Origin of the sequence: Cryptosporangium sp. NPDC051539 (assembly GCF_044454545.1) — a bacterium.
Lineage (GTDB): Bacteria > Actinomycetota > Actinomycetes > Mycobacteriales > Cryptosporangiaceae > Cryptosporangium.
On sequence record NZ_JBITDV010000014.1, the window covers coordinates 182,089 to 204,069 of the forward strand.

Annotated in this window: 23 protein-coding genes; 9 read left to right on the forward strand and 14 right to left on the reverse strand. The window is 71.0% G+C overall.

Annotated features, from left to right (window positions below; genetic code table 11):
* The first annotated feature begins 19 nt into the window (after nucleotides 1-19).
* Together ACIBZJ_RS36225 and ACIBZJ_RS36230 are read left to right on the forward strand one after the other, a co-directional pair.
* Nucleotides 20-181 (forward strand): hypothetical protein, encoded by a 162-nt coding sequence (locus ACIBZJ_RS36225; protein ID WP_395937900.1) that lies wholly within the window; start codon nucleotides 20-22, stop codon nucleotides 179-181.
* An 85-nt stretch (nucleotides 182-266) separates the two neighbouring features.
* Nucleotides 267-1,022, forward strand: a complete 756-nt coding sequence (locus ACIBZJ_RS36230; RefSeq protein ID WP_395937902.1) for a maleylpyruvate isomerase family mycothiol-dependent enzyme — start codon at nucleotides 267-269, stop codon at nucleotides 1,020-1,022.
* Here ACIBZJ_RS36230 and ACIBZJ_RS36235 read toward each other — a convergent pair.
* Genes ACIBZJ_RS36235 through ACIBZJ_RS36245 form a run of 3 tightly spaced genes read right to left on the reverse strand, consistent with a single transcriptional unit; the run spans nucleotide 1,009 to nucleotide 2,232 of the window.
* On the reverse strand, nucleotides 1,009-1,419 hold the full coding sequence (locus tag ACIBZJ_RS36235; RefSeq protein WP_395937904.1) for a VOC family protein: 411 nt from the start codon (nucleotides 1,417-1,419) through the stop codon (nucleotides 1,009-1,011). The genes ACIBZJ_RS36230 and ACIBZJ_RS36235 overlap by 14 nt on opposite strands.
* Nucleotides 1,420-1,429: 10 nt before the next feature.
* The gene (locus tag ACIBZJ_RS36240; RefSeq protein ID WP_395937906.1) at nucleotides 1,430-1,864 is read right to left on the reverse strand and encodes a helix-turn-helix domain-containing protein; all 435 of its coding nucleotides are present in this window, start codon (nucleotides 1,862-1,864) and stop codon (nucleotides 1,430-1,432) included.
* Nucleotides 1,861-2,232: a VOC family protein gene (locus ACIBZJ_RS36245; RefSeq protein ID WP_395937908.1), complete on the reverse strand. Its 372-nt coding sequence runs from the start codon at nucleotides 2,230-2,232 to the stop codon at nucleotides 1,861-1,863. The genes ACIBZJ_RS36240 and ACIBZJ_RS36245 overlap by 4 nt, the downstream gene beginning before the upstream one ends.
* Before the next feature lie 77 nt (nucleotides 2,233-2,309).
* Here ACIBZJ_RS36245 and ACIBZJ_RS36250 point away from each other — a divergent pair, with 77 nt between their 5' ends.
* Entirely contained in the window at nucleotides 2,310-2,723 is a 414-nt protein-coding gene (locus tag ACIBZJ_RS36250) for a MarR family winged helix-turn-helix transcriptional regulator (protein WP_395937910.1), read from the forward strand.
* On the opposite strand, the gene ACIBZJ_RS36255 is transcribed toward ACIBZJ_RS36250, so the two are convergent.
* On the reverse strand, nucleotides 2,724-4,154 hold the full coding sequence (locus ACIBZJ_RS36255; RefSeq protein ID WP_395937912.1) for a hypothetical protein: 1,431 nt from the start codon (nucleotides 4,152-4,154) through the stop codon (nucleotides 2,724-2,726). It abuts the gene before it with no gap.
* Nucleotides 4,155-4,188: 34 nt separating this feature from the next.
* Nucleotides 4,189-5,406, reverse strand: a complete 1,218-nt coding sequence (locus tag ACIBZJ_RS36260; protein WP_395937914.1) for a helix-turn-helix domain-containing protein — start codon at nucleotides 5,404-5,406, stop codon at nucleotides 4,189-4,191.
* A gap of 332 nt (nucleotides 5,407-5,738) precedes the next feature.
* Here ACIBZJ_RS36260 and ACIBZJ_RS36265 point away from each other — a divergent pair, with 332 nt between their 5' ends.
* Nucleotides 5,739-5,999, forward strand: a complete 261-nt coding sequence (locus ACIBZJ_RS36265) for a hypothetical protein (protein WP_395937916.1) — start codon at nucleotides 5,739-5,741, stop codon at nucleotides 5,997-5,999.
* Here the strand turns inward: ACIBZJ_RS36265 and ACIBZJ_RS36270 are convergent.
* The 4 genes from ACIBZJ_RS36270 to dnaE are packed head-to-tail and all read right to left on the reverse strand — an operon-like array spanning nucleotide 5,996 to nucleotide 12,224.
* On the reverse strand, nucleotides 5,996-7,057 hold the full coding sequence (locus tag ACIBZJ_RS36270) for a sensor histidine kinase (protein WP_395937918.1): 1,062 nt from the start codon (nucleotides 7,055-7,057) through the stop codon (nucleotides 5,996-5,998). The genes ACIBZJ_RS36265 and ACIBZJ_RS36270 overlap by 4 nt on opposite strands.
* A gap of 55 nt (nucleotides 7,058-7,112) precedes the next feature.
* A complete protein-coding gene (locus ACIBZJ_RS36275) occupies nucleotides 7,113-8,111 on the reverse strand; it encodes a nitronate monooxygenase (protein ID WP_395937920.1) in 999 nt (332 codons plus the stop codon).
* A 55-nt stretch (nucleotides 8,112-8,166) separates the two neighbouring features.
* Nucleotides 8,167-8,688: a DUF6300 family protein gene (locus ACIBZJ_RS36280; RefSeq protein ID WP_395937922.1), complete on the reverse strand. Its 522-nt coding sequence runs from the start codon at nucleotides 8,686-8,688 to the stop codon at nucleotides 8,167-8,169.
* On the reverse strand, nucleotides 8,685-12,224 hold the full coding sequence (gene dnaE, locus ACIBZJ_RS36285) for a DNA polymerase III subunit alpha (RefSeq protein WP_395937924.1): 3,540 nt from the start codon (nucleotides 12,222-12,224) through the stop codon (nucleotides 8,685-8,687). Before dnaE ends, ACIBZJ_RS36280 begins: the two co-directional genes overlap by 4 nt.
* 116 nt (nucleotides 12,225-12,340) lie before the next feature.
* Here dnaE and ACIBZJ_RS36290 point away from each other — a divergent pair, with 116 nt between their 5' ends.
* Nucleotides 12,341-13,570 (forward strand): serine/threonine-protein kinase, encoded by a 1,230-nt coding sequence (locus tag ACIBZJ_RS36290; protein ID WP_395937926.1) that lies wholly within the window; start codon nucleotides 12,341-12,343, stop codon nucleotides 13,568-13,570.
* Here ACIBZJ_RS36290 and ACIBZJ_RS36295 read toward each other — a convergent pair.
* The gene (locus tag ACIBZJ_RS36295) at nucleotides 13,567-14,685 is read right to left on the reverse strand and encodes an NAD(P)H-dependent flavin oxidoreductase (RefSeq protein WP_395937928.1); all 1,119 of its coding nucleotides are present in this window, start codon (nucleotides 14,683-14,685) and stop codon (nucleotides 13,567-13,569) included. The two genes, ACIBZJ_RS36290 and ACIBZJ_RS36295, sit on opposite strands and share 4 nt — an antisense overlap.
* Nucleotides 14,686-14,754: 69 nt before the next feature.
* Between ACIBZJ_RS36295 and ACIBZJ_RS36300 the strand changes: the two genes are divergently transcribed.
* Both ACIBZJ_RS36300 and ACIBZJ_RS36305 read left to right on the forward strand, forming a co-directional pair.
* The gene (locus tag ACIBZJ_RS36300) at nucleotides 14,755-15,372 is read left to right on the forward strand and encodes a TetR/AcrR family transcriptional regulator (RefSeq protein WP_395937930.1); all 618 of its coding nucleotides are present in this window, start codon (nucleotides 14,755-14,757) and stop codon (nucleotides 15,370-15,372) included.
* A 51-nt stretch (nucleotides 15,373-15,423) separates the two neighbouring features.
* The gene (locus tag ACIBZJ_RS36305) at nucleotides 15,424-16,908 is read left to right on the forward strand and encodes an acetyl-CoA acetyltransferase (protein WP_395937932.1); all 1,485 of its coding nucleotides are present in this window, start codon (nucleotides 15,424-15,426) and stop codon (nucleotides 16,906-16,908) included.
* Here ACIBZJ_RS36305 and ACIBZJ_RS36310 read toward each other — a convergent pair.
* Nucleotides 16,837-18,234: an MFS transporter gene (locus tag ACIBZJ_RS36310; RefSeq protein WP_395937934.1), complete on the reverse strand. Its 1,398-nt coding sequence runs from the start codon at nucleotides 18,232-18,234 to the stop codon at nucleotides 16,837-16,839. The two genes, ACIBZJ_RS36305 and ACIBZJ_RS36310, sit on opposite strands and share 72 nt — an antisense overlap.
* A 77-nt stretch (nucleotides 18,235-18,311) precedes the next feature.
* Here ACIBZJ_RS36310 and ACIBZJ_RS36315 point away from each other — a divergent pair, with 77 nt between their 5' ends.
* Nucleotides 18,312-18,713: a winged helix-turn-helix transcriptional regulator gene (locus ACIBZJ_RS36315; protein ID WP_395937936.1), complete on the forward strand. Its 402-nt coding sequence runs from the start codon at nucleotides 18,312-18,314 to the stop codon at nucleotides 18,711-18,713.
* Nucleotides 18,714-18,808: 95 nt separating this feature from the next.
* Nucleotides 18,809-20,002, forward strand: a complete 1,194-nt coding sequence (locus ACIBZJ_RS36320) for a PQQ-binding-like beta-propeller repeat protein (RefSeq protein WP_395937938.1) — start codon at nucleotides 18,809-18,811, stop codon at nucleotides 20,000-20,002.
* A 68-nt stretch (nucleotides 20,003-20,070) separates the two neighbouring features.
* On the opposite strand, the gene ACIBZJ_RS36325 is transcribed toward ACIBZJ_RS36320, so the two are convergent.
* The 3 genes from ACIBZJ_RS36325 to ACIBZJ_RS36335 all read right to left on the reverse strand — a co-directional run bounded on the left by ACIBZJ_RS36325 (nucleotide 20,071) and on the right by ACIBZJ_RS36335 (nucleotide 21,782).
* Nucleotides 20,071-20,739: a hypothetical protein gene (locus ACIBZJ_RS36325; protein WP_395937940.1), complete on the reverse strand. Its 669-nt coding sequence runs from the start codon at nucleotides 20,737-20,739 to the stop codon at nucleotides 20,071-20,073.
* A 333-nt stretch (nucleotides 20,740-21,072) separates the two neighbouring features.
* Nucleotides 21,073-21,603, reverse strand: a complete 531-nt coding sequence (locus ACIBZJ_RS36330; RefSeq protein WP_395937942.1) for a hypothetical protein — start codon at nucleotides 21,601-21,603, stop codon at nucleotides 21,073-21,075.
* Complete coding sequence (locus tag ACIBZJ_RS36335) at nucleotides 21,600-21,782, reverse strand: hypothetical protein (protein ID WP_395937944.1); 183 nt, start codon at nucleotides 21,780-21,782, stop codon at nucleotides 21,600-21,602. Before ACIBZJ_RS36335 ends, ACIBZJ_RS36330 begins: the two co-directional genes overlap by 4 nt.
* Nucleotides 21,783-21,981: the final 199 nt, after the last annotated feature.

Sequence of the window (21,981 nt, forward strand, 5' to 3'; positions counted from 1 at the left end):
CACCACTTACGGTAGTGGCATGGGTGAGAAGAAGGCCGACCAGAACCGGATGGGCGTGGGCATCAGTTTAGGCCTCGCGTTCGGTGTCGCTTTCGGGGTGTTGTTCCACAACCTCGGCGTCGGCATCGCGTTAGGGATCGCGATCGGCCTGGGCTGGGGTGCCAGTTCGCGGAAGCGCTGACAAGATCGGTCCAGAGAACGATTGTCGGGACGCGACGCGCGCACCGGAAGCGGCGGCGGGGGCCGCGGCGAGCTACCGTCACTGCATGGACCACGGGGAATACTGCAAAGCGCTGTTCCGCGAGATCGATCGGTTAGCCGCCCTGCTGTCGGACGCCGATCTGACCACGCCGGTCCCGAGCTGCCCCGCGTGGGACCTGGCGAAACTGGCCGGTCACGTCGGTTCCACCGAGCGGTGGGTCACCGCGATGATCACCTCGGGTTCCACCGAGAAGCTGCCGTTCGCCGAGTTCGAAGAGGGCATACCGGCCGAGGCCACCGGGCTGTCCGACTGGGTCGCCGCCGGGGTCGACGGGTTGATCGGTGCGCTCGTCGCCGCGCCCGCCCACCAGCAGGTCTGGACGCTGGGCGGCACGACCCGTCCGACGGCGTTCTGGGCCCGCAGAATGCTCCACGAAGCCGCCGTCCACCGGGTGGACGCTGCGCTGGCGCTCGGCGTCTCCGCGTCGATCGATCCGGTCGTCGCGAAGGACGGGGTCGAGGAAATCCTCACGATTCTGCCCTTCGCGCCTCGCCTGGCCGGTTTCGGTGCGGTGCGCGGAGACGGCCAGTCGATCGAACTGGTCGCCACCGACGTCGACGCCCGGTGGCGGATCGAGATCGGCTCGGCCAGCTTCGACTGGCGTCCCACCGCGGCTGGTCAGGAGCCGACCGAGGCGACCGTCACCGCGACCGCGACCGTCTCGAACCTGTACCTGTTCCTGTGGGGACGCCCGTCGGTCCCGCAGATCACCGGCGACTCCAGCCTGCTCGCGCGGTGGTCGGCCACTACGGCGTTTTGAGGTCTTCCGAGAACCGGACGGCGTTGCCGGACGGGTCGCGGAACGCGCAGTCGCGGACGCCGTACGACTGCTCGACCGGCTCTTGGATCACCTCGGCGCCGGCTGCGGTCAGGCGCTCGAACGTGGCGATGCAGTCGTCGGTCGTGAAGATCAGCGCGGTCAGATTGCCCTTGCCGAGGATCGCGCTGAACGTCTCGGCGTCCGGGCCGAGGCGCATCGCGGGCGTCTCGAGCACGATCTCGGTCTCCGGCCGGCCGGGTGCGTAGAGCGACAGCCAGCGGTTCGGGCCGAACGTCAGGTCCTCTTTGACCACGAGGCCGACGGCATCCCGGTAGAACGTGAGGGCTTCGTCCTGGTCGTTGACGATAACGAAGCAGTGCGAGAGCGAAAGTTCCATGACGGCCACGCTAGGCGGGGGCCGGGGCGGCACGCTTCTCCGAAACTGCTCGGTTGGGTGCGGCCGGCCGGTCGTAGTGCCGGGCGACACAGCCGGGGAGCCGCGACAGCTCCTCGTGGGAGCGCCGCCGGTAGGCGCTGGGGGTTTCGCCGACCACCGCGGTGAACCGGGAGCTGAACGAGCCCAGCGACGTACACCCGACCGCTATGCACACCTCGGTGACGCCGAGGTCGCCCCGGCGGAGCAGTGCCTTGGCCCGCTCGATCCGGCGGGTCATCAGGTAGCCGTAGGGCGTCTCGCCGTAGGCGGCCCGGAACCGGCGGGCGAAGTGCGCCGGTGACATCAGCGCGGTGCGGGCCAGCGCCGGGACGTCGAGCGGCTGCGCGTACTCGCGGTCCATCCGGTCTCGTGCGCGCCGCAGACCAGCGATGTCGTCCGGGGTCACACCAGTGAGGGTGGCACGGTGAAGAACTCGTAGCTATGGCCGTCCGGATCGCCGACGTAGACCCCGCGTCCGTTGTTGATCGTGTTGATCCGCCGGTCCCAGCCGTGCTCCGGGCCCGACCCGTACGGGATGCCGTCGAGGCGGCCCAGCAGGGCGTCGAACGTCGGGTCGTCGACGAGGAAGCCGTAGTGACCGGCCGCGACCGGCCCGCGGTCGTCGAAGTCGAGCGTGAGGTCGTCGTTGACGCGCACCGCCGCGAACGGTCCGGCATCGGGCTCGGGTTCCAGGCCTAGTAACGCGGAGAAGAAGCGTGCCGACGCGTGCCGGTCGCGCGCGCGGACGATCGTGTGGTTCAGCACGACGGTCATGGGGGCCTCCTGAACAGAAAATATGCGGATCGCATTCAATATAGATGCGATACGCATTGATTGGCTAGAGTGCGGGCATGAACGACGGCGGTCCGGCGCTCTTCCGGCTGGTGCGGTTCTGGTCCCGGCGCTGGGCGCGCGACGCCGCCGGCGGCGCGCACCCGCAGCTGATGCTGACGCTCGACGCGGTGCACGTGGCGGGCGCGGGCGCGGGCGTCAACGACGTGGCCCGGCAACTGGGGCTCGACCAGTCGGGCGCCAGCCGGATGGTCGCGGCGGCGACCGAGGCCGGTTACGTCGAGCGGGCGCCCGGCACCGCGGACGCCCGGCGCCGCGAGTTGCGGCTCACGCCGGACGGCGAACGGCTGCTGGAGTCGGCCCGGGACTGGCAGCGCGCGACGTTCGAGCAGCTCACCGCCGAGTGGCCGGCGTCCGATCGCGAGCAGTTCGGGTCGTATCTGCAGCGCCTGGCCGACGAGGCCGGGGCCTGATCAGCGGAACTTCGGGGTGACCATCCGGAAGTCGGCAGGCGCACCGGGGGCGCCTCCCCGGCGATTCCGGTAGGCCGGGACGCCGACGCAGGTGAACAGCAGCGTGACCAGGTCGTCGGGCTCGCGGAGGAGCGCCGGTACCTCCGAGTCGTAGAACGTCATGCCGGTGGCGCCGGCGCCCAGCGCGTACGCGGCCACGTGCAGCCGTCCCTCGACCAGGCCGGCCGCGAGCTGGGCCTCGCGGTACGTGTGGTCGTCGAGGTCAGCGGTCGGAACGGCGGCGATGACCACGAACGACGCTTCGCCGCCGAGTTCCTGGCCGACGCAGACCCGGACCAGCTCGTCACGTGACGTCTCGGTGTGGACGGGCGTCTCGAGGTCGGGCCAGCGGTACAGGCCGGGTGTCACGTCGTCGACGCCGTGCACGACGACCCAGTGCGGGACAGCGACGCCGCGCAGCGCGGCTCGCAGCGACCAGTCGAGCGTGGCCCGGGACAGGCTCCGCGTGGGGTCCATCCGGCGCTGCGAACCCCGTTGGAGGATCACGGCGTCGAGCGGCTCCGACGGCGGGGCGTCGTCGAGCGGCGGGTCGGAGGGCCAGGGATCACCGAGATCCTGCCGCTCGCCGGCGCGCTGCGCGAGCGTGCACAGCGGGAACTCCACCGGCGGTAGTTCGCCGCACTCGGCCGGGCCGGTCGGCTCGATCGCGGGGACTCCGTCGGAGAACGTCAGGAGCGCGAGCGGGTACTCGTGGACGCCGTGGGCCCCGACGAGCGCGCGCAGGGTGGCGTCCGGAAAATGGGTGCGGAGGCGAGCGGGCAGGCCCGCGCTCTCCGCGGCCGCGGAGAGCTGCGCGAGCAGCGTGCCCGCGTCCCAGTAGAGGTGACGCCAGCCGCGCTCGGCGTAGCGCCAGCCGGTGCGCCACGGGACGCCGGTGACGACGAGCGTCGTCGCACCGCCGGACGTGGGCGGGCCGACCCGCACGAGCGCGTGGGCGCGGGGGTCGTACCAGTGGACGCCGTCGGGGACGCCGGCGACCGCCCGGGTGCTGGCGTAGACCTCGAGCGGGAATCGCGCACCGGCCGAACCGGACGCCCGGAACGGATGCGGACGACCGCGGCGCTCGGTGACGCGGGTGATACCGGCACCGAGGTATAGGATGCGCCCGAGACCCGCGGCGTCGAGCGGTACGGGCGCGGCCGGGTGACCGGCCAGTACCTCGGTGGCGCGGACGCCGGGCGACGGCAGATCGCGGGGCAGCGGGGTGACCGGGAGGCCGCGGTAGGTCTTCGTGAACGGCGGGCTGATCGCGTCGTCGTTCGGGACGATGTCGTGGCGGATGCGCGGGTCGTCGGAGGGCACGTCCCAGCCGCGCTCGACCGACAACGACGTCAGGCGGTGCAGCAGGCCCGCGCCGCTCTCCCCGTCCATCCGGCCATCCTGCCAGGCCGGGGCGAGCGGACGCTCAGCGCCGGACGGCGTCGAAGAGGCGTTGGACGGCCAGCGGACGGTCGGTGCCACCGCGCAGCACTCCGGCGAGGCGCTGGAGTTCCTGGCGGATCCGCACCGAGTTCAGGTCGGTCGCGACGTCGTAGGCCGCGAGCCCGAACCGGGCCGCCTCCTCGGGACGCCCGGCGCGGGCGAGCGATATCCCGAGCAGTGTGAGCGAGTACGCCCGGTCGCGCCGGGAAAACCCGTGAGACGACTGCCAGCGGGCGTGCGCCTCCAGCGCGCGCTCCGCATCGCCGGCCTCGCAGTAGCAGAGCGCGGACTGGAACGTGAATAGCGGATAGCCGTAGCCGGCCCCGAGGTCGTGCGGGGACTCGGCCGACAGGAGCTCCTCGGCCTCGTACAGCTTGGCCTGGATCACCGGGAGGCGGGCGCCGAGCATCGCCTGCGCCCGCGCCTCCTGCTGCGCCGCCTCGGCCCGGACGCGCTGCGGGACGTGCCACGGCCCGTCCTGAACCGCCCGCGACAGCGTCAACATCCGGGGCGCGTCCCGGTCGTCCCAGGCGGCCTGGCTCTTGCGCAGCAGGACGTACCCCTGCATGGCGAGGTCACCGGCCTCCTGCGCCCATTCGGTGGCCCGGTCGCGCCAGTAGGCGGCCTGGCTCCGGCCACCGGCGTCGCGGTACAGCCAGCCGGTGAACTCGGCGGCCCGCGCACCCACCCCGAGCAACTCGTCGCGGACGTCACTGCGTACCGAGCGCGCGCTCCGGTCGATCGCGCCGACCAGGCCCAGCGCCGCGGGCAGGGCGGCGCGCGGACCGAGCGACCCGTCGTCGTGGGCCAGCATCCCGAGCCGCTGGCGGAACTGGGCGACGACGTCCCCGTCGAAGTAACGGCGGGCGTCGTCGAGTGCGGCGATGATCTTGCTCAGGTCGTCGGCGGTGAGCGCGGGCAGTACGCGGGCGGGCCGGGGTTCGGGGGCGAGCACGTCGTCGTCGGCGCCGGACATCAGGTGGGTGAAGCGGTCGCGCGCCGGGCCGGACGCCTGCGCCAGCGCGGTGTCGAGTACTGCCTGCATGTCGGGCCGGGGGCGGATCTCGGAACCGGCCGACTCCCAGTTCGAGATCGTGCGCGCCGCGACGCCGAGCCGGTCGGCGAAGTCACGGATACTGAGCCGCAACGCCTCACGCAGCGCCCGCGCCTCACGTCCGGTCCAGTGCGTGACTGCGGTCATCCGGCCTCCGGGCGCGACAACGTGACGACGGTGCCCGGATCCCGTGTTTTCAGCGTGAGTGCAGCGTGGGTGCAGCGGCGTGCCCTACCTGCCGCGTTCGCCGGGTATCAGGCTAGAGGCATCCGCTCCGTCGCGTTGTCCGGGAGCCGCGGCGGAAGGCACTGGTGACTGCCTTCCCGCGTCCATTCCGGAGGGTAGTTCCGCACAGCCCCTCTCCCGGCGGTGCGTGGGGATCGCGCGGCCCGGCTCACCCGGTCGCCAGGCTTCGCGTCCCTGGCCGCCGGGAGAGGACCCCTCGATCCCGAGAGCCCCTCGGCGGAAGGAGCCTTCCGATGGCACACCATCGTGTTGCCGACCCCGTGAGACCTGGCCGGCCGGTCGCCCGGCCGTTTCGACCACCGGGCTGGACGCGCACCGCGACCACCGAAGACGTGGCCACCGCGCACCGCGTCCTGCCGATGCACGCCCCGACCGAGACCTCGCGCGGCTGTTGCGCGAGCGCGCTGCACCTGATCAACCCGCCGCCCTGGCCGTGCGAGCAGTATCTGTGGGCCAAGGCGGTGCTGGACGCCGCCGATCGCCAGGAGATCTAGAGCCGGCGGGGGATGCTGACGTCGACCGTGGTGCCGGACGTCGTCAGCACCCCGCCCGCCGCACGGACCCGGAGCGCGATCGAGCTGTTCAGCACGGCGTCGGCGTCGGCGCCGCTGCCGCTGATCCGCAGCCCGAGGCGGTCGCCAGCGAGGGTGCCGCTGATGTCCACACTGCCGTCCTGGTAGCTCGCGAAGAGCCAGCACGCGACGTAGTACGCCAGCGCCTCGGCGTCCGGATCGAACCGGCCCGGCGGAACCGTGACCACCACCGGGACGCCGTACCGGCTCGCAGCCGCCTCCAGCGCCGGGCCGAGGCCGGACTCGGTGAGCGTCATCGAGTGGATGCCGTGGGCCAGTTCGCGCAGCTCACGGAGGGCGAGGCCGAGTTGTTCCTGGGCGTCGGCGAGGACGCGGACCGCCTTCTCGTCGGTCTCGTGGCTGCGGGCGACACCGAGCCGGACGGTGAGCGCGGACAGGCGGGTTTGGGCGCTGTCGTGCAGGAGCTGTTCGAGCTCGCGCCGCTCGGCCCAGCCGGCCTGCAGCGCCCTGGCCTGGGTGCCGTGCGCGTTCGACACCGCGTGCAGACGCGCGGACGCGAGCGCCGGGCCGATGCGGGCGAGTGCGTCGATCGCGCTCCTGCGGGAGGCGGGCGCGACGGTGACCGTGGCCAGTGGCTGACCGGTCGGGTCGGCGACCTCCAGGCCGCCCGCGGGCACCTCACGACCCTCCGCGTCCACGTAGACCCCGACGCCGGGGGACCAGTACGCGATCTCGAGCCCGGGGTCGCCGACCGCCTTGCGCAGTATCGGGAGAACCGCCTCGCCGGTCACCGGGCGGGGCAGCTCGGCGGCGCGGAGCTGGAACAGCCGCACCCGCAGCGCGGTGGTCAGCACGGCCGCAGCCAGGGCCGCCAGCGCGCCCGCCACCAGCGCGAACAACACCGCGACGGCGACCGGCCCGACCGCGGGCGGGCGCTGCACCTCGATCGCCACCAACGCGACGACGGCGAACCCCATCAGGGTGGTGACGAGGATTCGCGAGCGGCCTACCAGTTGCACACCTTCAGGGAACGATGTCCTGAAGCTGCCTGCCAGGGTGCGAGCACCCAAAAAGTCAGGGGGTCAGCGCGTGGATGATCTCGGTCGCCGGGGCGTCCTGAGCCGTGGCGTGGCCGGTGCCGGCCCAGAGCGCCATGCGGCCGGTGTCACCGGCCTCGGCGGCGGCGGCGCGCAGGGGCCGGGTCAGGTGATGGACCTGCGGGTAGGCCTCGACGGCGTCGGTCTCGTACGCCCGGATGAACTCGTTGACCAGGCCACGGGCTCGGCGGCCGGTGAACGTGCGGGTGATCGTCGTTTCCCCCAGCGTGACCAGCGCGGACTTGTGCGCCGCCGACGCACCCGACTCGGGCGAGCGCAGGAGTGCGGTGCCGACCTGGGCGTAGGTCGCACCGGCGCTCAGGACCCCGCGGACGGCGGCCCGGTCGGCGAGGCCGCCGGCGGCCACCAGCGGCAGGTCGGTGACCGCCTTCACGTCCTCGAGCAGCGCGTTCAGCGCCACCGGCGACGCATCCGGGGTCCAGGAGCCGCGGTGGGCGCCGGCCTCGGCGCCCTGCAGCAGCAGCGCGTCCGCTCCGGCGGCCGCGGCGGCACGGGCCTCGTCGACGGTGGTGACGGTCACCGCGACCGCCGAGCCGGCGTTCCGGAGTGCGGCGACCGCGCCCGCCGGGCAGCCGAACGTCAGGCCGACGACCGGTAGCGGGTCGGAGAGCAGCAGCTCGAGCTTCCCGGCCCAGTCGTCGTCGTCCCAGCGCGGGGTGCCGAGCGCGACGCCGAGCTTCTCGGCCTCGGGTTCGATCTGCCGCCGATACCCCTCGACCGACACCGGCACCTGCCGCCACGGCACGAACAGGTTCACCCCGAACGGCTCGGACGTGCGGTCGCGCACCGCGGCGATCTGATCCCGCAGCTGCGACGCGCTCAGGTAACCGGCCGCCACGAACCCCAGCCCGCCGGCCCCGGCGACGGCAGCCACCAGGGCGGGAGTGGTCGCACCGCCCGCCATCGGCGACTGGACGATCGGCAGCTCGGTCTGCGGCAGCGAGGGCACGTCCACAAGCTTTCCACACCTGTGGATAGAACCTGTGTACGAAGAAATGTCGCCGCGGCGTTCAGGGCCAGCGGTAGCTGGTCGCTCGGGGCGGCCACGGGCGCGCGGCCCGGGGATCGGCCTCCGCGAACGCCTCCCAGCACGAGGTCCGGTCGTCGCCGACGACGCCGGCCAGGCTCGCCCACTGCCGGGCGTCCACAAAAGGCCGGCAGTCGTCGCAGGCGTACCAGTCGCCCGCGGGGACCGCGGCCGCCGGGCCGGCGCGGTAGGCCCAGCGCGGGACCGCGGTCTCGCAGAAGTCACAGATCAGCCCCGCACCGGCGGTGACCGGAGCCGACGCCGACGCGACCCAGGCGTCCACGGCCGCCTCCAGTTCGGCGCTGTCCACCAGCACCGAATCCACCCACGGACGCACCAGGGCCGCGAGCTCCTCCACCTGGGCGGCGGTGTCGATCCGCCCGTTGACCGCGAACCACAGCACGACCGGCCCACCGGTCGGATGGGAGAGGTCGCAGGCCGCGCACAGCACCGCGTCCTCGACCGCGAGCAACCCCGGCCCGCCGCAGCGGGGGCAGGTGGTCACTCGATCGCCGACGGTCCCAGCAGTGCCTTCAAGTCCGCCATCAGCGCCGGTGTCGGGGTCACCCGGACGTTGTCGCCCAGCTTCCAGCGGGTGGCCCGCGCCTTGTGCTGCAGCTTCAGGTGCACCTCGGTCGTGCCGGGGTGGATCGACAGCGTCTCCCGCAGCGAAGCGACCAACTGGTCGTTCACCCGGTTGGCCGTGACCACGATGATGACCGGCTTCTCCGAGTCGGCCTCACCGAGGTCGAGCAGCGCGAGGTCTTGCGCGAGCAGTTGCGGCTGGTCTTCGCGCTTGTCGAGGCGGCCTCTGATCAGCACGACCGCGTCTTCCACCAGGTGCTGGCCGACCAGCTCGTAGGTGGCGGGGAAGAATCGCACCTCGACGCCACCCTCGAGGTCTTCGAGGCGGGCGCTGGCCCAGAGCTTGCCCTGCTTGGTGACGCGTTTCTGCAGCCCGGAGAGAAGTCCGCCGACCGCCACCTGCCGTCCGTCGGGATAGTCGTCACCGGTGAGCGCGGAGATCGGGCAGTCGACCTTCGCGGCCAGCAGGTGTTCGACGCCGGAGAGCGGGTGGTCGGACACGTAGAGGCCGAGCATCTCGCGCTCGGTGGCGAGCTTCTCGTTCTTCGGCCACTCGTCGGTGCCGACCGGCGGGGTGAACGCCGTTCCGAGATCCTCGGAGTCGTCGCCGAAGGCTGCCCCGAAGAGGTCGAACTGGCCGACCGCCTCGCTCTTCTTGATCTCGGCGAACGATTCGACCGCGGCTTCGTGCACCGCGAGCAGGCCCTTGCGGGTGTGCAGCAGCGAGTCGAACGCACCGGCCTTGATCAGCGCGTCGACGACCTTCTTGTTGCAGACGATCGCCGGGGTCTTCTTGAGGAAGTCGTAGAAGTCCTTGTACGCGCCCTTCTCGGCGCGGGCCGCGATGATCGCGTCGACCGCGTTCGCACCGACGTTGCGCACACCGGCCAGGCCGAAGCGGATGTCGGTGCCACGCGGGGTGAAGTTCGCGTCGGACTCGTTGACGTCGGGCGGGAAGACCTTGATGCCCATCTTGCGGCACTCGTTGAGGTAGACCGCCATCTTGTCTTTGTCGTCGCGGACCGACGTGAGCAGCGCCGACATGTACGCCGCGGGGTAGTTGGCCTTGAGGTAACCGGTCCAGTACGAGACCAGCCCGTACCCGGCCGTGTGGGCCTTGTTGAACGCGTAGTCGGAGAACGGGACCAGGACGTCCCAGAGCGCCTTGATGACCTCGGGCTTGAAGCCCTCCCTGGCCATCCCCTCGGAGAACGGCTTGAACTCCTTGTCGAGGATCTCCTTCTTCTTCTTGCCCATCGCGCGACGCAGCAGGTCGGCGTTGCCCAGCGTGTAGCCGGCCACCTTCTGCGCGATCGCCATGACCTGCTCCTGGTACACGATCAGGCCGTGCGTGGTGCCCAGGATGTCGGCCAGCGGTTCCTCGAGATCCGGGTGGATCGGGGTCTTCTCCTGCTGGCCGGTCTTGCGCAGCGCGTAGTTGATGTGCGAGTTCGCGCCCATCGGGCCGGGCCGGTACAGCGCGAGCACCGCGGAGATGTCTTCGAAGTTGTCCGGGCGCATCAGCCGCAGCAGCGAGCGCATCGGTCCGCCGTCGAGCTGGAAGACGCCGAGCGTGTCGCCGCGCGCGAGGAGCTCGTACGTCGCCTTGTCGTCCAGCGGCAGCTTGAGCAGGTCGATGTCGGGGCCGCCGTCGGCCACGATCGCCTTCAGGCAGTCGTCCAGGACCGTGAGGTTCCGCAGGCCCAGGAAGTCCATCTTCAGCAGGCCGAGCGTTTCGCAGGTCGGGTAGTCGAACTGCGTGATGATCGCGCCGTCGGAGGCGCGCATCCAGACCGGGATGTGGTCGGTGAGCGGCTCGGCCGACATGATGACGCCGGCCGCGTGCACACCGGCCTGCCGGATCAGCCCCTCCAGGCCGCGGGCGGTGTCGATGACCTTCTTGACGTCCGGGTCGGTCTCGTACAGCCCCCGGATCTCGCCGGCCTCGTTGTACCGCTTGTGGCTCGAGTCGAAGATGCCGCTGAGCGGGATGTCCTTACCCATCACCGCGGGCGGCATCGCCTTGGTGATGCGGTCGCCGACGGCGTACGGGTAGCCCAGGACGCGAGCCGAGTCCTTGATCGCCGCCTTGGCCTTGATCGTGCCGTACGTGACGATCTGGGCGACCTTGTCGGCGCCCCATTTCTCGGTCACGTACCGGATGACGTCACCGCGCCGACGCTCGTCGAAGTCGATGTCGATGTCGGGCATCGAGACGCGGTCGGGGTTGAGGAAACGCTCGAAGATCAGGCCGTGCGGCAGAGGGTCGAGGTCGGTGATGCCCATCGCGAACGCCACCATCGAGCCGGCCGCCGACCCGCGGCCGGGGCCGACGCGGATGCCGTTGGCCTTCGACCAGTTGATGAAGTCGGCCGTGACCAGGAAGTACGACGGGAACCCCATCTGCAGGATGACGCCGATCTCGTACTCGGCCTGGTTCTTGTGCTGCTCGTCGTAGCCCTCCGGGAACCGGCGCTTCATGCCTTCCCAGACCTCGTGCCGGAACCAGCTCTCCTCGGTCTCGCCCGCCGGGACCGGGAACTTCGGCATCAGGTTCTTCTTCTGGAACATGCCGGTCGTGTCTACTTTTTCGGCGATCGCCAGCGTGTTCCGGCACCCCTCCTGCCACGCGTCGGAGGAATCGATGCCGTACATCTCGGCCGCCGACTTCAGGTAGTAGCCGGTGCCGTCGAACTGGAACGTCGGCGCGGCCAGCGTCGAGCCGGTCTGGATGCAGAGCAGCGCCGAGTGCGACGTCGCCTCGGCCTCGTGCGTGTAGTGCGAGTCGTTCGTGACGACCGGCGGGATGCCGAGCTTCTTCCCGATGTCGAGCAGCCCGTCGCGGACCTGGCGCTCGATGCGCAGCCCGTGGTCCATCAGCTCGAGGTAGAAGTGCTCCTTGCCGAAGATGTCCTGGTACTTCGCGGCCGCCGCCAGCGCCTCGTCGAAGTGGCCCAGCCGCAGCCGGGTCTGCACCTCACCGGACGGGCAGCCGGTCGTGGCCATGATGCCGTTGGAGTGCTCGGCCAGCGTCTCGGCGTCCATCCGTGGCCACTTCACGAAGTAGCCCTCGGTGTACGCGCGGGAGGACAGCTGCAGCAGGTTGTGCAGCCCGTCGTTGTTGCGCGCCCACATCGTCATGTGGGTGTACGAGCCCGAACCGGAGACGTCGTCGCTCTTCTGGTCGGGGCGCCCCCACTGGATGCGCTTCTTGTCGTACCGGCTGGCCGGTGCGACGTAGGCCTCGGTACCGATGATCGGCGTGACCCCGGCGTCCATGGCCTTGGTGTAGAAGTCGTACGCGCCGTAGGTGTTGCCGTGGTCGGTCATCGCGATCGCGGGCATCTCGAGACGCTGTGCCTCGGCGAACATCTGCTTGAGCCGCGCCGCTCCGTCAAGCATCGAGTACTCGGTGTGAACGTGCAGGTGGACGAATCCATCGGCGGCGCGGGACATCGGACGAGCGCCTCCTGGGGCGGGAGTGGCCGGAGCACCCCAGACCCTACCCGTCGGGGGCACCGCCCGGAGCGAGCGACGGGCCGCTCCTGCGAGGGTGCAGTACCTTTGCCCCCATGGCGCAGCAGGGGGATCCGTCGCTGCTCTCGGAAGAGGTCGTGGGGCTCCGCACCGCGCTGGACGAGGTGGCCGCACGGCGGCGCGAGGTGCTCGACCGGTACGACGTGCTGAGCCTCGTGCTGATGCTGATCGGGCTCTCGGTGTTCGCGTCCGTGGCCGCGTTCTCGTTCGCGTCCGGGCAGACCGGGCGGGGTCAGGCGTTCGTCGTGCTGTCGCTGATCGCGGTGCCGTTCGTTCTGTTCGCGGCGTGGACGTCGGTCGGGCGCTACGTCGTGCTGACCCGGCGGGGCGCCCGGATGCAGCGCCGTGAGGCCGAGCTCACCACCCGTCTGGCGACGCTGGTCGTCCCGGAATCCGTACCCCCCGCGGAGCGCCCCGACGTCGACGAAGCGGTCGCGCGGATCGAGGAGGCCCTTCCCGCCTACGTCGTGCGCGAGGGGTTGGGCCAGGGCGGCTGCGGCGTGGTGTTCCTGGCCGAGCACCGGCAGGCCGGCTGGCGCCGCGCGGTCAAGCTGCTCACGGAGACGGCGCTGCCCGACTCGCACGAACGGTTCCTGCGCGAGGCCCAGGTGATGGAGAGCCTCGACCACCCGCACATCGCCCGCGTCTACGAGTACGTCGAGAACTGCATCGTGATGGAGTACCTGCCGGGCGGCAGCGCGGTCAGCCGCGGGGCCGACCGGCCGGAGGCGATCTGCGCGCTCGGGCTCGGGGTGGCGTCCGCGCTGGACGCCGCCCACCAGCGCAACGTCGTCCATCGGGACATCAAGCCCGGCAACCTGCTGTTCGCCGACGACGGCACGGTGAAGGTCACCGACTTCGGCATCGCGAAGCTGCTGGCCGCCGGGGCCGACGGCGAGCCGGCCAGCGTCCTCGCGCTCACCCCCGGCTACGCGGCACCCGAGCAGCTCAACGCCGACGACATCACCGCCCGCACCGATCTCTACGGGCTCGCGGCCACCCTGTACCGCCTGTTCGTCGGCAGCACCCCGGCGATGCCGGGCGCCGACGGGACGCCCCGAGCGAGCATGAGCGGCATCCCGCCCCGGATCGCGGCGGTGCTCCTCCGCTCGCTCAACGCGTACCCGGAGAAGCGCCACACCGACGCCGAGGAGTTCGGCGCCGACCTGGCGGCGGCCGGGCGAGCCACGTTCGGCCCGGGCTGGCTCGACGCCTCCGGCCGCCCGTTCCGGGGCGCCCCGGCCATTCGCACCGCCGCCGGTTAGCCGAGCGTGGACGTCACCCGCGCGACCGCGTCGGCGTAGTCGGACGCCATCTCGTACACGACGTCGCGCGTCGACTTCACCTCGTTCATCAGGCCCACGCCCTGCCCGACCCAGTACGTGGCGAGTTCCTGCGCGCCCGCGTCACCCGCTGCCGCCAGCGCGTCGACGTGACGGAGGGCCGGTTCGCTGATCAGCGTCTGCAGGGGCATCGGCAGCGGTTCGGGCGCGCCGGTGGCGGCCCAGGCCTCGGTCCACGGTGACCGCAGCTGCCGGGACGGCTTCCCGGTGCGGCCCTTCGAGCGGACGGTGTCGCGCGACGTCGCCTTCAGTAGCTTTTCCCGCGTGTAGGGGGCGGTCTCGGCCTCGGGCGTCGTCAGCCACACCGACCCGGTCCACACCCCGGCCGCACCCAGCGCGATCGACGCCGCCATCTGGCGGCCGGTGACGATGCCGCCCGCGGCCAGCACCGGCACCGGCGCCACCGCGTCGACCACCTCGGGGATCAGCACCATCGTCGTCACCTCGCCGCAGTGCCCGCCGGCCTCGGTGCCCTGGGCGACGATGATGTCGACACCGGCCTCGACCTGCCGGAGCGCGTGCTCCCGCGCTCCCACCAGTGCCGCCACCGGCACCCCGGCCGAGCGTCCGCGCTCGAGCATCACCGCGGGCGGCACCCCGAGCGCGTTCGCGATCAGCTTGATCGGGTGGCTGAACGCCACGTCGAGCAAGTCGTCCGGCGAGGGGATGTTCTCGGTGATGCCCAGCGCGGCGGAGTCGACGCCGGCGCTCGAGATGCCGAAATTACCGAGGATCTCGTCGACGTAGGCCCGATGCCCGGCCGGCACCGCGGCCAGCAGCGCGTCCATGTCGACGCGGACGCCGGGCCGCATCGCCTCGGCACGCTCGGGAACGATGATGTCGACACCGTACGGACGGCCGCCCACGTGCGCGTCGAGCCAGTTCAGCTCCACGTCGAGCTGCTCCGGCGTGAACATCGAGCCGCCGAGCACCCCGAACCCGCCGGCCAGGCTCACCTCGGCGACCACGTCGCGGCAGTGGCTGAACGCGAGTAACGGCAGGTCGATACCGAGCAGGTCGCAGATCGCGGTCTTCATGACCGCCATCGTGAACGCCGGTATTCATGTTGTAAAGTGTTCTTCACGATGACACGGGTTTATGGAGGGATGAGCTCCGAGGAGCGGGTCGCCCGCCGCCGCGAGCAGTTCCTCGATGCCGCCGTCGAGGTGTTCGGCACCGTCGGCTGGGCCGGCTCCACGGTCGCCGACGTCTGCCGGGCCGCGAAGCTCTCGCCGCGCTTCTTCTACGACGAGTTCCCTCGCCGCGAGGTCCTGTTCCTCTCGGCCACCGACCGCATCGCGGCCGAGGTCGAGCGGGTCGTGCGGGAGTCGCTCGTGGCCGCACCCGGCGACGCCAGGCACGTGCTGGCCGCGCTCGCCGACTACTTCATCAACGACCCGCGCACGGTCCGCGTCCTGCTGATGGAATCACTGGCCACTCCGGAGTTCCGCGAGCAGCGCCGGGTCTTGCTGGCCTCGTTCGTCGAGCTCGCGGCCCGCCTGATGCGCCCCCTGCGCGTCGGGAGCGGCGGCGATGCCCGCCGAGATCTTCTCTCGGCCGGCGTGCTCGTCGGCGGCGTCGTCGAGGTGCTGATCGCCGGAGCCACCGCCAATGAGAGCAAGTCGCACGCGTCCGATCTCGGCTCGCTGGTCGTGCGCCGCAGCGGAGCCGACGAACTCGTCGAGCACCTCACCGAACTGTTCACCGCCGTCGCCAGGATGTGAAATCCCAGCCGCTACACCCCCACCCAGCCCCCCGAAATCGGAATAAATGCCATGGACTATCAGCTTCCCGTTCTCGTTGGTGTGGGCGAGGTACGAGCCAATCGCGGCCGGTCGGTCGGCGAAGCCCGTGAACCGCTGGCGCTGATCCTCGAGGCGCTCGACCTGGCCGCGGCCGACGCCGGTGCCCCCGCGTTGCTGCGGGCGGCCGACGCGGTCTACGCGGTGCGGGTCGCGAGCTGGGCCTACGACGAGCTCTCGGCCGACGTCGCCGAGGGCGTCGAGGCGAAACCGAAGCATCGCGTCGACAGCCCGATCGGCGGGCAGTGGCCGATCCGCCTGCTCGACGAAGCGGCGTCCCGGATCGCGTCCGGCCAGAGCAGTGTCGCCCTGCTCGTCGGCGGCGAGGCCGCCGCGTCCGCCTCGGCGCTCTCCAAATCGGTGGCCGACCCGGTCCGGGACCTGGGCTGGACCGCCCGGCCCGGAGGGCCGACACCGATCGACGCGGCCGACCTGGGCAGTCCGGCCATGCAGGCCGCGGGCCTGCTGCTGCCGACGCGGGTCTATCCGCTGTACGAGAACCGTCTGCAGGCCGACCTCGGCCTCACCCCGGCGGAGAACGCGGACTGGTCGGCGCGCCTCTACGCCGACCTCAGCGCGGTCGCCGCGACCAACCCGATCGCGTGGAACACCACCGCGCTGAGCCCGGCCGCCGTCGGCGAGGTGACCGCGAAGAACCGCCTGGTCTGCGAGCCCTACCCGCTGTCGATGAACGCGCTGCCGTTCGTCGACCAGGCCGCCGCGGTGATCGTCACGTCGCTCGCCGCCGCCCGCGCGGCCCGGGTGCCGGAGGAGAAGATCGTGCACGTCCGGGCAGCCGCCGGGGTCGACGACCTCGCCGACGTGGTGGCCCGCCCGAAGCTCGGCCGGTCGACCGCACTGGCCGACGCCCTCACCGGCGTACTCGACCGGGCCGAGGTCCCGGCCGTCGACTTCCTCGACGTCTACACCTGCTTCCCGATCGTGGCGAAGCTCGCCGGTCTCGCGCTGGGCCTGCCCCGGGAGGCGGTCCTGTCGGTCACCGGTGGCCACTCGTCGTTCGGAGGCCCGCTCAACAGCTACTCGCTGCACGCGCTGGCCCGCGCGGCCGAACGCCTCCGCGGTGGAGACCGCCTCGGGCTCGTGCACGCCAACGGTGGGTTCCTCACCTCTCAGCACGCGGTCGTGCTCGGGTCCACGCCCGCGGACCGCTACGTCACCGGTCCGGTACTCCGCCGTGAGCGTGCTCTTCCGGTCGTTGCCGACGTCACGCAGCTGGACGACGACGGGCACGTGGTCGAGACCGCCACCGTGGAGCACGACCGGGCCGGAGCTCCGGCGCAGGCGTTCGTGGTGGTGAGTACCCCCGACGGGCGCCGGGCCGCGGTCTCGACCCCGAGGGGCGACACCGCGGCTGCGGCGGCCTGGTCACTTGACGGTCGCGTCACTCACGTCGGCCGCCGGGCGGTTCTCCGCGACGGGGTACCACGTCCGGTGTAGGACGACGATCGTGAGCACGAACGCGGTCGCCACCAGCGCGGCCGCGACGCCGAACGCCAGGTGGTAGCCGGCCAGCAGGGCGCCGGGCGCGGACGAGGAGCCGGTGCGCGAGGCGGCCAGCGTGGCCAGCACCGCGAGCCCGAGCGCCCCACCCACCTGCTGGCCGGTGTTGAACACCCCGGACGCCAGACCGGCGTCCTCCGGGCGGGCACCGGCCATCGCCAGCCCGGTCAGGGCCGGGATCGCGGTGCCGAACCCGACCGCGACCAGCAGGATGCCCGGCAGCAACCGGGTCGCGTACGGCCCCTCGACCGGCACCTGGGTGAGGACGAGGAACCCGGCGAAGATCAGCACCAGGCCGGCGGCCAGCACCGGAGGCTCGCCGAACCGGGTGTTGAGCCGGGGCGAGAACAGGAGCGTGACGACCGCGATCGCGACCGGTGCCGGGAGCAGCGCGAACCCGGTCTCGCTCACTCCGAACCCGAACACCCGCTGGAGCAGCAGCGTCGACAGGAACAGGAACCCGAACATCGCGCCGACCAGCAGCAGCTGGACGCCGTTGGCACCGGAGAGCGTCCGCGAGCGGAACAGCCGCAGGGGCAGCAACGGGGTGGCCGCGGTAGCCTGCCGGACGACGAACCCGGCGAGCAGCACCGCCGCGAGGACACCGGTCGTCCAGGAGGGGCTGACGATCGTGTAGATCGTGAGCATGAGCCCGCCGGTGATCAGAACCGCGCCCGGCACGTCGGCGCCGGACCGCAGGCCCGGTCCCCGCTCCGCGGGCAGCACCCGCGCCGCCGCGACGGTGATGAACGCCCCGATCGGGACGTTGACGAAGAAGATCCAGTGCCAGCTCAGACCCTGGGTCAGTGCACCGCCGATGATCGGGCCGAGCGCGCCGCCCACCGCGGCCACGAAGCTGAAGAAGCCGATCGCGGTGGCCCGCTCCCTGGCCTCCGGGTACAGCGCCACGATCATGCCGAGCGCGACCGCGGAGAGCAGTGCTCCGCCGATGCCCTGGACGAACCGTGCGGCGATCAGCGATCCCGGTCCGGTGGCCAGCCCGCAGGCCACCGACGCCAGCGAGAACAGCACGGTGCCGGCCAGCAGCACCCGGACCCGTCCGATCAGGTCGCCGAGCCGTCCGGCCAGCAGCAGGAACCCTCCGAAGCCGATCAGGTAGCCGTTGACGACCCAGGCCAGCCCGGCCGGGCTGAAGTCCAGATCGTCCTGGATCACCGGCAGTGCGACGTTGACGATCGTTTGATCAAGGACGACGAGCAACTGCCCGCCGCACAGGATCGCGAGTGCCGAGGGGGTTCGCACGGGAGGCTCCTTGGGGCATGGTTTGTTACAGAGCCCATGGTGTGTTCCCCATGACTGATCCGTAAGGAGGCACTTTCATGTCCCTCTGCAACAGCGATGTGACCGTGCAGGACGAGCGCGCGCGGGCCTGTACGGTTTCCGAGGTTCTCGGCCGTGTGGGCAGCAAGTGGAGCATCGGGATCCTGGTCGAGGCGGCCAACGGCCCGGTCCGGTTCACCGAGCTCGAGCGCGCCGTGCGTGGGATCAGCCGTCGCATGTTGACGCTGACCCTGCGGAACCTGGAGCGCGACGGGCTGCTGACCCGCACCGTGTACCCGACCGTGCCGCCGAAGGTCGAGTACACGGCCACCGAGATGGCCCGTGAGCTGTACGGGACGCTCGTCCAGCTGACGTCGTGGGCGGAGCGGCACCGCACCGCGATCGCTCAGGCCCAGGACGTCTACGACCAGACGCGCAATGCGGATTCCGTGGCTGGTTGAGACACAAATCAGTAATTGGCTGATCTCACTGCGCAACCTTGGTTACCGTGCGACCTGTGGTTCGCCAGGGAGCTCTGCTCGGAGCGGTGTTAGTCGTGCTCGCACTCACGGGGGGATGCGGCGACAACTCGGACGGCGCTCAAGGCATCGATCCGACCAGTGCGGCACCGACACCGAGTGAGCCCGAGGCCCGCGCGTTCGACCCGCCGGGCAAGTTCGTCAGCGACGGTCAGACGCTCACCGCCGCCGCGCGCTCGAACGACGGCCTCAGCCGGCCTCCGATCGGGGCCGTCCTGGTCGGACGCACGGTCGTCTACGCCGACGAGACCGAGCTCGCGTCCATCGACGCGGTCACCGGCGACGAGGGCTGGGTCATCACGATGCCCGGGGTAACGTTCGCGAACTCCACCCAGATCGCCCCGCCGGTGCTGTACGAGAGCCAGGTGTACGCCGCCGCCTCGGTCACCGTGCCGGGGACGTCCCGGGTGACCGACCACCGGGCGATCGCACTGGTCGCCGTCGATCCGGAGACCGGTGCCGAGCTCTGGACCGCGACGATCGACGCGTTACCCGGTGATCCGGTGCAGCAGGTCCGGCTGGTCGGCGTCACTGCGGATTCCATCGTGCTCGACACGTCGACCACCACGTACGTGGTCGACGCGCAGACCCGGCGTACCCGGTGGACCGTCCAGTACTTCGACCCGACGGTGGTCGACGGCACCGTCGTGGCCGGTCAGATCGGGGAAGACACCACCCAGACCAAGACGCGGACGGTCGGCCTGCGTCTCACCGACGGCGTCCAGCTCTGGAGCTCGGACACCGCGCTGCAGCAGGGCCGTTCGTTCCCGCTCGGCCCGGGGCTGATGGGCGTGCAGGGCCGCGAGTTCACCAGCACCGATCCGTACTTCGACTTCCTCGACCCGGTCACCGGCACGGCCCGGTACCCGGGGCCCCGCTCCGAGATCAAGCAGTTGCAGAACTGCTGGTTCGACGGGCGGACGCTGGTCGTCTGCGGGGCGTCCGGTACCCGGAACGTCGCGGTCGGGTACAACGTGCAGAGCCTGCAGGAGCTCTGGGAGCTGCCGGTCGGCGACCGGGGCGCGCCGCGGATCACGACGGCCTGGCACGGGGCGGTGTACGGCGTCCTGGACGGCAAACCGGTCACAATGGACGGGAAGACCGGGGCGATCCGTACTCCGTCCGCGGGTGCGGCGCCGTCACTGGTGAACGAATACGCGGGACTGTCGGCCGACTCCGGTTCGCTGACGCTGTTTTCCGCCACCGGTTGAACGCGAGAACGCCCCGGGTGCGCAGTTGCAGCACCCGAGGCGTTCGACTCAGGGAAAGACGCTGATCGTCAGCCGCGGACGTTCAGCACCCAGGTACCGCGGCAGCGCCAGTCGTTGTCGCCGTACTTGTCCCAGCTCTTGTGCCAGCCCTTGTAGCCGCGCTTGGTGAAGTCGCAGTCGTACGAGTCCCACCAACCCTTGCGCACGCCGTTGATGCCGGCCTTCTTGCAGTCCTTGTAGCTCTTGTGGAAGCCCTTGACGCGGTCCTTCTTCCACTTGTGGCCGCCGTCGTGGTCCCGGTCCTTGTCCCGGTCCCAGTCACGGCTCTTGTCGTGGTCGTTGCCCCACCCCTTGCCGTGGCCCTTGTCGTGGTCCCGGCCGTGGTCCCGGTCGCGGTCCTTGTCGTGGTCCCACCGGTCACCCTTGGGGTCGTGCTGGTGGCCCCTCGGGTCGTGGCCGGTCTGCCGGCCCTTTTCGAAGTAGCCCTTGTTCCCCCCGGCCGCCTGCTCCTTCTTCCTGTCCGCCGCAGCCCAGTTCAGCGTGGTCGTTTCGACTTTCTTGTACGTCCCCTGGACCGCCGTGGACTGCTCGTGGTCCACGCCGTAGCCGTTCTCGTAGCCGCCGTTCTCGTAGCCGTAGCCGTAGCCGCGACCGGGGTTGTCCCCGGCGGGCGTCGACGCGGATGCCGGCGCGGCGAGAGCGAGCGAGGCGCCGCCGACCAGAGCCAGTCCAGCCACCGAGAATGTCGTCCGTCGTGCCTTGCTTCCCATTCAAAGCCTCCTCAGATGTTCAGGCGGGATGGAGCAAAGCAGAGGCATCGGCGTTAGTTCTGTCCCGGATAGGGCCTGACGGCATTCACTATTTGTGTGAATAGGGAGGTTTGCCCGCCAGAGTGAATCCGCGAGATCCGTTCGGAAGGAAGTAGTAGGCCGTTCGGGCGGTTTGGCCTGGATGCCCGTTACCTATCCGGCTTTCCGTCAATAGCGCGCAGGGCGATAGTCGTTCATTCCGACATTTGGGCATGAAAAAGGCGGATCGGAGATTTCTCCAATCCGCCTCGAGGGGACTGACTATTCGATGCCGTCGACGACGTGAATCGTTCCGCCCGCGGACGTCGCGTTGTGGCAGAGCGCGCGCCGCAATACATCGTTGGGCGCCAGATGGCTCCAGGTGGGCACGATGATCGCCGATGCCTCACACAGGTACAGGTGCCGCAGACAGGCCGAGAACCCGGGGCGCCGGGCGTCGTCGTCGGCCACGTCGTCGCGGTGGACCCGCAGCAGGGTCAGGCCACGCTCGCGGGCGTACCGGGCGATCGCGGCGACCAGCGGGGCGGTCGCGTCTTCGTCGGCCCCGTCGGCGTCCGTGCCGTTGACGAGTTCGGCGATCGGATTCGGCGCGGTCGGCGCGGCCCGGAGGTAGCCGACCACCACCCGGGAGACGTCGCCGAATGGCAGTACCGACTCGGCCAGTGGAGGCAGTGTGGACTCGACCGGGGCCGGGACGAGGCGGATGGTGGCCGGGCGATCCTCCGGCGAACCGAGTGCCGGCGGCCACGCGATCGGGATCGTGGGCTCGGCCGGCAGCGTCACCGCGTTCATGTCCGGACCTGTGCGGGCTCGTCGGCGACGAAGAGCCGGCCACCGGCGTCTTCGACCAGATAGGTCAGCGAGTCGCGGATGTCGGGGTGCCAGGACAGGTGCGCGACGTCGAGCAGCAGCACCCCGTCCGCGCGGCGTTCCCGGACGTCGGCCAGCGCGGCCGCGAAGCCGCTCCGCACCCCGCGCCGCCCTCGAGTCGCATTCGGACCGCGTCCGTCCGCGTAGACGTGTCGCAAGTCCAGGGCGCGGTCCTCGGCGTAACGTCGAAGGGCCTCGTGATCGGCTGCCGCATCAACGGATGAGTCGCGATGCGGTCGCAGGTAGCCGACAACGGTCGTTGCCATTTCGGTTCTCTCCGGGTCTCGGGCTGCAGGGCGC

What these genes read in the sequence shown, in the direction of transcription:
- ACIBZJ_RS36230 (WP_395937902.1), top strand. Translation starts at nt 267, where the DNA reads ATGGACCACGGGGAATACTGCAAAGCGCTGTTCCGCGAGATCGATCGG.
- ACIBZJ_RS36260 (WP_395937914.1), bottom strand. Translation starts at nt 5,406, where the DNA reads ATGACCGCAGTCACGCACTGGACCGGACGTGAGGCGCGGGCGCTGCGT.
- ACIBZJ_RS36235 (WP_395937904.1), bottom strand. Translation starts at nt 1,419, where the DNA reads ATGGAACTTTCGCTCTCGCACTGCTTCGTTATCGTCAACGACCAGGAC.
- ACIBZJ_RS36330 (WP_395937942.1), bottom strand. Translation starts at nt 21,603, where the DNA reads ATGAACGCGGTGACGCTGCCGGCCGAGCCCACGATCCCGATCGCGTGG.
- ACIBZJ_RS36225 (WP_395937900.1), top strand. Translation starts at nt 20, where the DNA reads ATGGGTGAGAAGAAGGCCGACCAGAACCGGATGGGCGTGGGCATCAGT.
- ACIBZJ_RS36255 (WP_395937912.1), bottom strand. Translation starts at nt 4,154, where the DNA reads ATGGACGGGGAGAGCGGCGCGGGCCTGCTGCACCGCCTGACGTCGTTG.
- dnaE (WP_395937924.1), bottom strand. Translation starts at nt 12,224, where the DNA reads ATGTCCCGCGCCGCCGATGGATTCGTCCACCTGCACGTTCACACCGAG.
- ACIBZJ_RS36295 (WP_395937928.1), bottom strand. Translation starts at nt 14,685, where the DNA reads ATGAAGACCGCGATCTGCGACCTGCTCGGTATCGACCTGCCGTTACTC.
- ACIBZJ_RS36290 (WP_395937926.1), top strand. Translation starts at nt 12,341, where the DNA reads ATGGCGCAGCAGGGGGATCCGTCGCTGCTCTCGGAAGAGGTCGTGGGG.
- ACIBZJ_RS36300 (WP_395937930.1), top strand. Translation starts at nt 14,755, where the DNA reads ATGAGCTCCGAGGAGCGGGTCGCCCGCCGCCGCGAGCAGTTCCTCGAT.
- ACIBZJ_RS36245 (WP_395937908.1), bottom strand. Translation starts at nt 2,232, where the DNA reads ATGACCGTCGTGCTGAACCACACGATCGTCCGCGCGCGCGACCGGCAC.
- ACIBZJ_RS36305 (WP_395937932.1), top strand. Translation starts at nt 15,424, where the DNA reads ATGGACTATCAGCTTCCCGTTCTCGTTGGTGTGGGCGAGGTACGAGCC.
- ACIBZJ_RS36265 (WP_395937916.1), top strand. Translation starts at nt 5,739, where the DNA reads ATGGCACACCATCGTGTTGCCGACCCCGTGAGACCTGGCCGGCCGGTC.
- ACIBZJ_RS36250 (WP_395937910.1), top strand. Translation starts at nt 2,310, where the DNA reads ATGAACGACGGCGGTCCGGCGCTCTTCCGGCTGGTGCGGTTCTGGTCC.
- ACIBZJ_RS36315 (WP_395937936.1), top strand. Translation starts at nt 18,312, where the DNA reads ATGTCCCTCTGCAACAGCGATGTGACCGTGCAGGACGAGCGCGCGCGG.